Here is an 8,349-nt window from a genome sequence, read left to right as displayed (position 1 = left end):
TGACCAGCGTCGCCACGTCTTCGGCACCGATTCAGAAGAGTCCCGCCACCTCGGCCGCGCTCCGCTTGCCCAACGGCGGCGCTCCGCGCGCCGTACCGCAGTGGTCTAGTCCACCGAAAACCGTTGCTACGCAACGGAATTCGGTTCACCAGTTCGCCCACTTTGGACAGTCCACAAAGGGCAGACTCACGAAAACCCTTGCTACGCAAGGGATTTTCGATCGTCCAAAAAGGAACCCTTGCTACGCAAGGCTTTAACAGAAACACACCGTCCCATTAGGACACTAGCGCTCCGCGCTCCATACCACACACCCCCGGACCCGCCACACCCGGGGGTACCCTCGCCCCGCCGCCGGGCTCCGCCCGACCCGAACCCCCCAGAACCCCCCTGACCAGCACAACGTCACGTCCCCACCGAACCCCACCACCCCACCACGAACCCACCACCCCGGGCACCACCCGACAAAACCACCCACCCGGCTACGCCGGTGAATACGCCGTAATCACCCCACCCACACACACCTGACCAGCGACTTGTCACGTCCCCCAACCACGAAAAGACCCACCACCGGAATGGATCCGGGGCGGGCCGGTTAGATCTTGGCAATTGCTGAGAGAACCTCGGTCGTTTGGTCACCCCATGCCGCGAGGTGTTCCAGGACTTCCGTGACGACCTTGGCGCACGCCTCGGTGATGCGGTCCTCGCAGAGGTCCGGATCGACGCCAGCAGCCTCGGCCACATGCGGACGGACAGCCTCGATCAGTTGCTCGCGCAGATCGAGCAGGTCACCGTGCGTGTGCTTGGCCATGACTTCGACCGTAGTCCGCACTGGAACCCTGTCACGTCCCCAGAGAGCAGGGGCGGTAGCCGGTGACGCGCTGGCCGCTGCCGTACTGCTGGGTCAGGGTGAAGCGCCCGAGCTGGGGTCCGGGCGGTCCGGGGTGCGGGGTGTCGCCGAAAATGCTGGACCAGTCGAGCTGGCAGGCGTCAACCACGGTCGTGGTTCGGTCGACGTACTGGACGGCCTGGGCGGGAATCCACAGGTCAGCCTGGTAGCGGCGGGCATCGGTGACCTGGGCGCCCAGCGCGCGGACGGCGCCCAGGCAGTCGGGGGCGTGGTGGGCGGCGGCGAACTGCGCCGCCGCGGCCGGAGCGAACGCGACGCAGATCCGCGTCGTACCGCCGGTGGCGACGGACTGCGCCAAGTCGTGCACGAGGGCATTCGGGGTGCGAGGAAGGGTCCGCGCGATCGCCTCGTCGTGGGCCTGGTCGAGCGCGACCTGCGCCGCGACGTCTCGTTCGGAGGCCTCGACGGCGAGCATGACCACACCGGTGGCGAGCAGGACCGGGCCGACGACGAGGGCGGTGACGATCTGCCAACGGCGGGTGCGGAACCGCAGCCGGACCGCGGCGAGCACGGCGGCCGCGGTGAGCGCGCTGCCGACGAGCACCGCCCACCACCAGACGCGGACCTGGGTGAGCAGGACGACGTCGACGGCGAGCAGGGCGAGGGTAAGCAGCTGCGCCGGGGCCAGGCGCCGGCAGAGACCGAGCAGCGCGGCCACGACGAGGACACCCAGGCCGACCAGCCACGGCCACGTCACCCAGCCGGACAACCACCACGCCAGGACGGCGATCGCCGCAGCCGCACCGAGCGCGTGGAGTCGGGCGGCGCGTTCCAGCACGGCCCAGCGGCGCCGCCGCGCTTCGATCTCGTGGGCGCGTTGTTCGGCGCGGTCGAAGATCGATCCCATGTGGACCAGTGTGCGCCTGACCGTGGTCAGGCGGCAGTAATCCGGGGCGCGGGATTGGAGTGCTCTACCTGGGGTAGCCGTTGTCCCTCAGCAGTCGGGCATATCGAAAGACGTTCGAGTAATCAACGTCCGGGTTACGCAGCTTCGCGCGCAGTTCGCCTTCGTCGACCGTGCCGTATCGCTTACGAAGGAACGTTTCCATGTTCCGCGCGAACCTCGGCCAGTCCGGGCTGTCTGGACCACATCGAGGGCACGTGTCTTGTTCCTGGCACGGCGACTCGTACTGGCTGTCCTCGCACTCCATCCATGAGCACTCGTCATGTGAGCAGTGCGGGCCGTAGAGCGTCATCGTTGCACCTCCTTGGGCATGGACAGGCCTGCGCCGAGGTTGCCCATGAGCGCGGCCGTCGTGGTCTCCAGATTCTGGAGTGCGGCTTTCGCCGTCCTGCGCCGGGCTTCCAGTCGTTCTGTCGTGCGGTTGGCCTCGTCGTCCGTCGCGGTGTCCATGGTGTACACCGCGTGCGTGGCCTGGTCGATGTGCGGGCGCAGTGCTGGCGCCAGGACGACGAGCTGGGCGCGTGGTCGGGTGATCGCCTCGCGGGTGGTCAGCGACGCGGCGAGCGCGGCGTCGACCTCGTCCTGGTTCCCGCGGATCCGGGCCGCTTCCAGGTCCCACATTGCGACGTAGTGCCGTTCCAGGGTGTTCATCAGGTCGCCGAAGACGTTCACGACCGTCACCTGCCAGTCGTGCACGCGGGCGGCGGCGTCCGCCCGGCCTTTGAGGACGCTGCCCAGCACGCTGCCCAGCACGGTGCCGGTCAGTGTGCTGATGACGGTGATCACGGTCTGCCAGATCGACATCCGGTCTCCTCCGTTGCGAAAGCGTCTGGTCGTGGGGCGTCACGTCCCCGGGTGAATACGGCGTATTCACCCGTTGCGTTCTGCTTGTCGATGCCGCTGGACACGTCCCTCGGGGGATGTGTCCAGCGGCGTGAGGAAGGCTCGCGGCCTACCGGCCGCCGAGTGCTGTGAAGGCTGTCCGCACGTGGCGGTCGATCTCGGTCTTGCCGACGTCGCCGTCCTTTTCGTGGCGCTTGTCGGTCAGCCATCGCACCTCGCGTGCCAGGTGGCCGCCGCGGAGCTGGCCCGCCGCGGCGCGCTGCGCGAGTTCCTGCAGGGCCTGCAGCTCGACGTGGGGTTCGCTCCGGACAACCGGCACGGTCAGCAGATCGCGCGCCAGTTGCTGCAGGGGTTCGGGAGTTCCGGTCGGAAGGTCGACCTTCGGCGCGGGCCGGTCGAGGCGCATCAGGGTCACGTTCAGGATGCGGCGTGCTGCGCTGGATTCGGGTAGCCGGTCCCGGAGGGCCTTGTACTGGTTGAGGCCTTCCTGGGCGGTGAGGGTTCCGGCGACGACCTTCGTGGCGATGAAGCCGAGACGGTTGGCGAGCGGTTCGCCGTCGACGTCCATGTGGGCATCCGCGCCCATCCGGTCGACGGCGGTCCCGATCGCGCCGTCGGTGTGGTAGCAGATGCGGGCGACGTGAGCGGAGGCAACGCCCCACTCGTTGGCCAAGATCGGCGCGGCAGACGGGGTGCCGGAGACGGGTTCGGGCACGGGTTGCTCCTCGATCGGCGGTGCGGGGGCGGCGGGTGCCGGCACTTTCGCTACGGGAGGAACGGTGGGCGCGGGCGTCGTGGTGATGCCCAGGCCGCGCAGCTTCGTTTCGGCCGTGGCAATGGCGACGGAGTCGCCCGTGAGCCGGGCCGCGGCCAGGGCACGGCGGGCGCGGCGGACGCGCTGACGTTGGCGGGCTTTGGCGCGGCCGTCAGCGTGCGGGCATCTCCGGCCGCCTTCGGCGAGGGATCGGCACATTGGCAATCGTCACCACTTCCGCAGGCCTGCGAACTTCAGCCGGGCAGTGATCGTCTGGTTGAGAATCCTGTCGATGAGCTTCGGTTTGCTCAGGTGCTCGATACGGGTCAGCAGTGCCGCGTGGGCGACGGCCACCAGGCCGTCCTTGTCCAGACGCTGGGCGCGCAGGTATTCGGCGCCTTCCTCGACGGTGTCGATGCCCTGGAGTGCCTTGACGATCGCTTCGGGTGTGGTGCTCATGCCGGTTTCCCTCCCCGGGAGGTTGAGCTGGTCGCGTGGGTATCTCTGCCGGAACCACGCTACGCCGAAGTTCGGAAGATCGGAACCCCCGAACTTCCGAACTTCCGAACTTGCTCGGAGTGGTCGCGCCCGCGCCACCCCGACGTTGTCACGCCCCCTGCGGTCGCCTGCTCGTCATCGGCCTTCCATCGCGTCGGCGATGCGGTTGAGCGCGGCCGCGACGGCGAGCTGGGCGCGCACGGCGGCCGCCGCGGTCGCGGTGGCCTCATCCTCGTTCAACAGCCGTTCGGCCTCGCTCTCGTGGATGCCGGGTCCGCGCATCTGGTCCTGGTCGATTCGCATGTGTCCAGTAAATCGCGTCCTCAGTGCAGATCGCGGTAGATCTCGCTGCGGTGTCCGAGGTCGACCACGACGACGACCAGGCGGCCGTCGTCGATCGTGTACACGATGCGGTAGGCGCCGACGCGGATCCGGAACGCGCCGTGGTGCCCTTTGAGCGCAACCACGCCGTGCGGCCGGGGCTCGCGCTGCAGGTCGTCGATGGCGGCCTGCAGGCGACGGCGGACTGGTTTGTCGAGCTTGACCAGCGCGCGGAAGGCCTCGCGGGTGACCTCGATCGAGTACGTCACGCGTCGACGTCCCCGGTCTCCAGTCGCGCCACGGCCTCGTCCCAGGACATGGTCGGCTCGCCGCTGGCGAGCGCGGCCGCGGCGCGCTGCGACCAGTACGCGTCTTCCAGCTCCTCCAGCCGCGCCGCGACGGCGGGGTCGACGAGCGCGCCGATGCGTTCGCCGTTGCGCGTCAGGTACACCACGCGGCCATCCGCGCGGACCTGGTCGGTCAGCCTGCCCAGCTCGCCGCGAGCTTCGCTTACGGGCACGTCGAACTCCTCATGTGCAGCGGTCATGTACCAAGTGTACGACTTGTACAGCCTGTACACCAGGTACGCAGTCGCAGAAACGGCTTCGAGAGCGCCGTAGGCGACCTCCTGGCGGCTTGGACGACCGGGAAGGCGGATACGGCCTCATGGAGGCCTCAGCGGCCTTTCTGGGGCGTTGTGTTGCCGCGCAGGCGGGACGGCAGGAAGTCGAGTTGAGTACCGCTCGCGAGCAGCCTGTCGACGGGTGGCGCGGTCTCCGTCGACGTCGGCCTGGTCGACGTCGACGGCTTGGCGACCGAACGCGGGCGCGGCATCGGCAGTCGATCCGGTGCCAGCCCACCGAGCAGGTACGGCACTGGCGACGTCTTCGCGGCCTGCAGCGTCGCGCGGCAGTGCTGCCGAATTTCGGACTCGCTCAGCCCGTGCTCATCCCGCGCGGCCGCCACCAGGCGTGCCAGCTGCGCCGCATGCTTCGTCGTCGGCCGTCGCTGCCCGTAGTCGAGATCGAGCACGAGTCGAAGCGCCCACTCTGGCGGCGCCGCGGGTTCTTCCTTCGCGGAGATCTCCCTCCGTCCCTCTGTCACTCGTTCCGTCTCGACTGAGGGATCTTCTGACGAATCAGTGATGGATAGGGGATCACTCTGATCCCTCGTTGGGATCAGAGTGATCTGATCGTTGGGATCAGAGTGATCTGATCGTGCCGCGTTCGGATCACTCTGATCCCTTCGGCTCCGACCTGCGGATTTGCGAGTGCCGGCACCGCTCTTCGCCGCGTTCGGATCGCTCTGATCTGTTCGTGCTCGACCTGCGGATTCGTTCTCGTCGCGCGCGAACTCGATGTCATGGTTCAGCCGGGTTCGGTCGCCACGGTCGACGGCGGCCGCCGCGATCTTCACCAGGTTCAGCCGGGTAGCGGCCGAGCTGCCGAAGCGGCGCTTGCTGCCCATCCATCCGTCGTCGATCAGCTCGCGCCGGGCGCGCTTCACCGTGGGTTCGCTGTAACCGGTGTCCCACGCAATCGTGTCGATCCCCGGCCAGCAGTAGCCGGACTCATCCGCGTAGTTGGCATACGCCATCAAGATTGGCTTGTGCGGCGCCGACATGGCCAGATTCCGCACAAGGCCCTGGGCCTCGTTGCTCACGTGTCTGTCCTCTCGACCCGACACGCCCCTCAAGGGGATGCGCACGGCCACCGAAGTGCCGTACGCTGCACGTGTCGAGCTTTTGCGTCTCGGTACGAAGCCCCCACGGCCGCCAAACCACCGGGGGCTTTCGTCTTGTCTAGGGTCAGATAATCCCGCGTACGGGCGGTGTCCTGCGGGATCTGGCCGCCTGGCGTGTCAGCCAACGAGCTGCGGTCCGCGGTCGGGGGCTACTCACCGTTGCCGCCGTACCAAAGTTCTCCGGAGAGATCTTTGCCTTCCCTCGGCTTCCAGTTCGGCAGGTATGGGGCGATCTCCAGCCCGACAGGTAGTTCGTTGCTCCTGGTTCGGTCGACAGGGCGGCTGAAGAGCGCGCCGGATCGTCTGTGGGGAAGATCGACGGTTCGCAGGTGAGTCCAGCCTGCGTGTTCGTAGTATCGGTGCAGCTCAGGGGATGTTTTCCATGCGTCGAACCTGACTTCCTGTGAGCGCCAGTCCAGGTAGGCGCTGTACATGGCGAAGCCCAGTAGAACGTGTCCAAGGCCCTGGCCGGTTGCTTCCGGAGCCGTGGCGAGCTTTGCAACGTAAACCGAAGGCACCTCTCTTTCTTCTGGCGTCCAGAATTCCGCGTCAGCATCGACGAATGCGATCGTGCCGACCACCTTTCCCGTGCTTCGTTCTCGAAGAAGCCAAGTTCTCTTAAGTGCAGAATGCAGTAGCTCCGCCTTCTTTTCCCGAAAATTACCCCATTGGTCACTGCCGTGGTCCTGTAGCCAATCGGCGCGCGCGATTAGAAGCTTAACCGCTTCGGCAGCGTCCTTTTCGGTAACTGCCTGGTGTATTAACAGCGGGCTTGGACTCACTTTTCCACCTCGTAAGTGAGCTGCCATCGGTCGGTCGGGAACGACGAAGACATAAGCCGAACAGGGAGACCGTCCGCCGTGTAGCTCAGGCGATCATGCCTGATCACAGGCAGTCCTGTTGAGATCTCAAGCTCGGCAATCTCGCGAGTGTGCGGGCGCCGCCCCCGGATTTTGTCACTATGGCGGACCATTTCCACCCCTAATTCGCGAAGAACGTGCCGACCGCCGCTCTTGATATCTGTCGGGTCTGCAATCGGGGTTCCCTTAACCAGGTCAAATGGAAAGAACGAGTCACAGAGACAATAGGGTATCCCGTCGATAGTGCGCATTCGGCGACGCGCAAGCACCAAAGCCCCGTCAGCGAGGTTCAGACCGTCCTTTATGTGTGAGTTCGGCACGATCGTTTCTACGCGAATATGCTGGTAGGGCGCTCCGTTCTGAGCTGTAACCGCATCGTTAAAAGCATCCTTTCCGCGGTCATCGGCTTCGAGTACGTACATTGGCAGGTCGTACCTTTTTAAGCGGAAGACCCGGGTCCCGCGTCGCGTATTCGACTCTAGGTAGCCGTCCTGGTGCAACAACCCCAGCGCATCCCGGATCACGGTCTTGGACACGCCGTACGACTCCGCCAGTTCGTCGCGAGTCGGCAAGGGGTCGCCGTGCGCAAGCTCTCCGGAGTCGATCTTCTCTGCCCACTCTGCCGCAATGCGGACGTAGGCGGCCTGTCCGGCCGTCGATGCCACTGAGGGTTCTCCTTAGGTTCGAGCCTCTGACCTGCGAAAACAGTATTCGATGCATCTAATATACCCAAAACCCTTGCGTCGGGCAGCGTGACCCGGCTAACGTCATGGACACATTAGACACATCGAAAGTGTCCAACGTGTTTAAGGGTTCACTGCCGAACCCCGCCAGACAGCAAGGGAAGGGGATCACCAGCATGAGGAGCGTTTCCGCAGTTCAGGAGAGGTTCGCCCCGGTTTCGGTCGAGGATGCCGCGTTGCTGGCGTCGGCTCATCTGGAGCTGATCGGCGCGCGTCGGGCGGGCGTCCAGTTGGTTGGTTCGAGCGTCGGGATGCGCGAGATGACGGCGACTGTCGCGGGGGTTCTCGGGGGTTCGCTGCCCCTGGTCGAGCCCGTCGCGGACCTCGTCGTGGTGTCCTTCGACGACGAGGCGGTGGCGGCATGAGCTTCCCCGACTTCGAGGGTCACGGCGCGTGCCGCGACGAGGATCCGGAGCTGTTCTTCCCGGTCGCCACGACCGGCCCGGCGTTCGAGGCCCAGGTCGCCCAGGCCCGCGCGGTCTGCGTCCGGTGCCCGGTGCTCGAGGACTGCGCCCGCTACGCCGTCCCGAACGAGCCGTTCGGTATCTGGGCGGGCACCACCGAGCAGGAGCGTCGTGCTCTGCGCGAGCAGGCTGCCCGCGAGCGTCAGGAGCGGATCCGCGTCGGCGAGCTGCAGCCGCCCGCCCCGCGGATCCCGCACACCAAGCAGGGCCTTGGCGGCGCGCGCACCGTGCTGGCCAAGGTGCTGCACCACCTGCAGGTCGTCGAAGGTGCCCACACCGTGGTGCTCGACGACATCCCGGCCGAGGTCTTCG

At 66.5% G+C, this 8,349-nt stretch carries 12 protein-coding genes and 1 pseudogene; 2 read left to right on the top strand and 11 right to left on the bottom strand.

What is annotated here, in order from left to right; translation table 11 throughout:
- Positions 1 to 592: 592 nt before the first annotated feature.
- The 11 genes from ACFW0G_RS43410 to ACFW0G_RS43360 all read right to left on the bottom strand — a co-directional run bounded on the left by ACFW0G_RS43410 (position 593) and on the right by ACFW0G_RS43360 (position 7,495).
- Positions 593 to 808 (bottom strand): hypothetical protein, encoded by a 216-nt coding sequence (locus tag ACFW0G_RS43410; RefSeq protein WP_378331413.1) that lies wholly within the window; start codon positions 806 to 808, stop codon positions 593 to 595.
- A gap of 31 nt (positions 809 to 839) precedes the next feature.
- Positions 840 to 1,754, bottom strand: a complete 915-nt coding sequence (locus ACFW0G_RS43405) for a hypothetical protein (RefSeq protein ID WP_378331412.1) — start codon at positions 1,752 to 1,754, stop codon at positions 840 to 842.
- Between the two features lie 345 nt (positions 1,755 to 2,099).
- The gene (locus ACFW0G_RS43400; RefSeq protein WP_378331411.1) at positions 2,100 to 2,615 is read right to left on the bottom strand and encodes a hypothetical protein; all 516 of its coding nucleotides are present in this window, start codon (positions 2,613 to 2,615) and stop codon (positions 2,100 to 2,102) included.
- A 148-nt stretch (positions 2,616 to 2,763) separates the two neighbouring features.
- Positions 2,764 to 3,627, bottom strand: a complete 864-nt coding sequence (locus tag ACFW0G_RS43395; RefSeq protein ID WP_378331410.1) for a hypothetical protein — start codon at positions 3,625 to 3,627, stop codon at positions 2,764 to 2,766.
- 9 nt (positions 3,628 to 3,636) lie between these two features.
- Positions 3,637 to 3,867 (bottom strand): hypothetical protein, encoded by a 231-nt coding sequence (locus ACFW0G_RS43390; protein ID WP_378331409.1) that lies wholly within the window; start codon positions 3,865 to 3,867, stop codon positions 3,637 to 3,639.
- 174 nt (positions 3,868 to 4,041) lie between these two features.
- Complete coding sequence (locus ACFW0G_RS43385) at positions 4,042 to 4,209, bottom strand: hypothetical protein (RefSeq protein ID WP_378331408.1); 168 nt, start codon at positions 4,207 to 4,209, stop codon at positions 4,042 to 4,044.
- A gap of 20 nt (positions 4,210 to 4,229) precedes the next feature.
- Complete coding sequence (locus tag ACFW0G_RS43380) at positions 4,230 to 4,496, bottom strand: type II toxin-antitoxin system RelE/ParE family toxin (protein ID WP_378331407.1); 267 nt, start codon at positions 4,494 to 4,496, stop codon at positions 4,230 to 4,232.
- The gene (locus ACFW0G_RS43375; protein WP_378331406.1) at positions 4,493 to 4,774 is read right to left on the bottom strand and encodes a type II toxin-antitoxin system Phd/YefM family antitoxin; all 282 of its coding nucleotides are present in this window, start codon (positions 4,772 to 4,774) and stop codon (positions 4,493 to 4,495) included. Before ACFW0G_RS43375 ends, ACFW0G_RS43380 begins: the two co-directional genes overlap by 4 nt.
- A 128-nt stretch (positions 4,775 to 4,902) precedes the next feature.
- The gene (locus tag ACFW0G_RS43370; protein ID WP_378331405.1) at positions 4,903 to 5,889 is read right to left on the bottom strand and encodes a helix-turn-helix domain-containing protein; all 987 of its coding nucleotides are present in this window, start codon (positions 5,887 to 5,889) and stop codon (positions 4,903 to 4,905) included.
- A 230-nt stretch (positions 5,890 to 6,119) separates the two neighbouring features.
- Positions 6,120 to 6,779 carry a GNAT family N-acetyltransferase gene (locus ACFW0G_RS43365; RefSeq protein ID WP_378331404.1) on the bottom strand — a complete coding sequence of 220 codons (660 nt, stop codon included), beginning with the start codon at positions 6,777 to 6,779 and terminating at the stop codon, positions 6,120 to 6,122.
- Positions 6,749 to 7,495 carry a GntR family transcriptional regulator gene (locus ACFW0G_RS43360; protein WP_378331403.1) on the bottom strand — a complete coding sequence of 249 codons (747 nt, stop codon included), beginning with the start codon at positions 7,493 to 7,495 and terminating at the stop codon, positions 6,749 to 6,751. Before ACFW0G_RS43360 ends, ACFW0G_RS43365 begins: the two co-directional genes overlap by 31 nt.
- Before the next feature lie 194 nt (positions 7,496 to 7,689).
- On the opposite strand from ACFW0G_RS43360, the gene ACFW0G_RS43355 reads away from it, so the two are divergent.
- On the top strand, positions 7,690 to 7,938 hold the full coding sequence (locus ACFW0G_RS43355) for a hypothetical protein (protein ID WP_378331402.1): 249 nt from the start codon (positions 7,690 to 7,692) through the stop codon (positions 7,936 to 7,938).
- Positions 7,935 to 8,180 (top strand): annotated as a pseudogene (locus tag ACFW0G_RS43350) (WhiB family transcriptional regulator); the annotation flags it as partial. The gene ACFW0G_RS43355 and the pseudogene ACFW0G_RS43350, both read left to right, overlap by 4 nt.
- Positions 8,181 to 8,349 lie beyond the last annotated feature (169 nt).

Source organism: Amycolatopsis sp. NPDC058986, assembly GCF_042741125.1.
Taxonomy (GTDB): Bacteria; Actinomycetota; Actinomycetes; order Mycobacteriales; family Pseudonocardiaceae; genus Amycolatopsis.
This window is presented reverse-complemented; position numbering and strand designations above follow the sequence as displayed.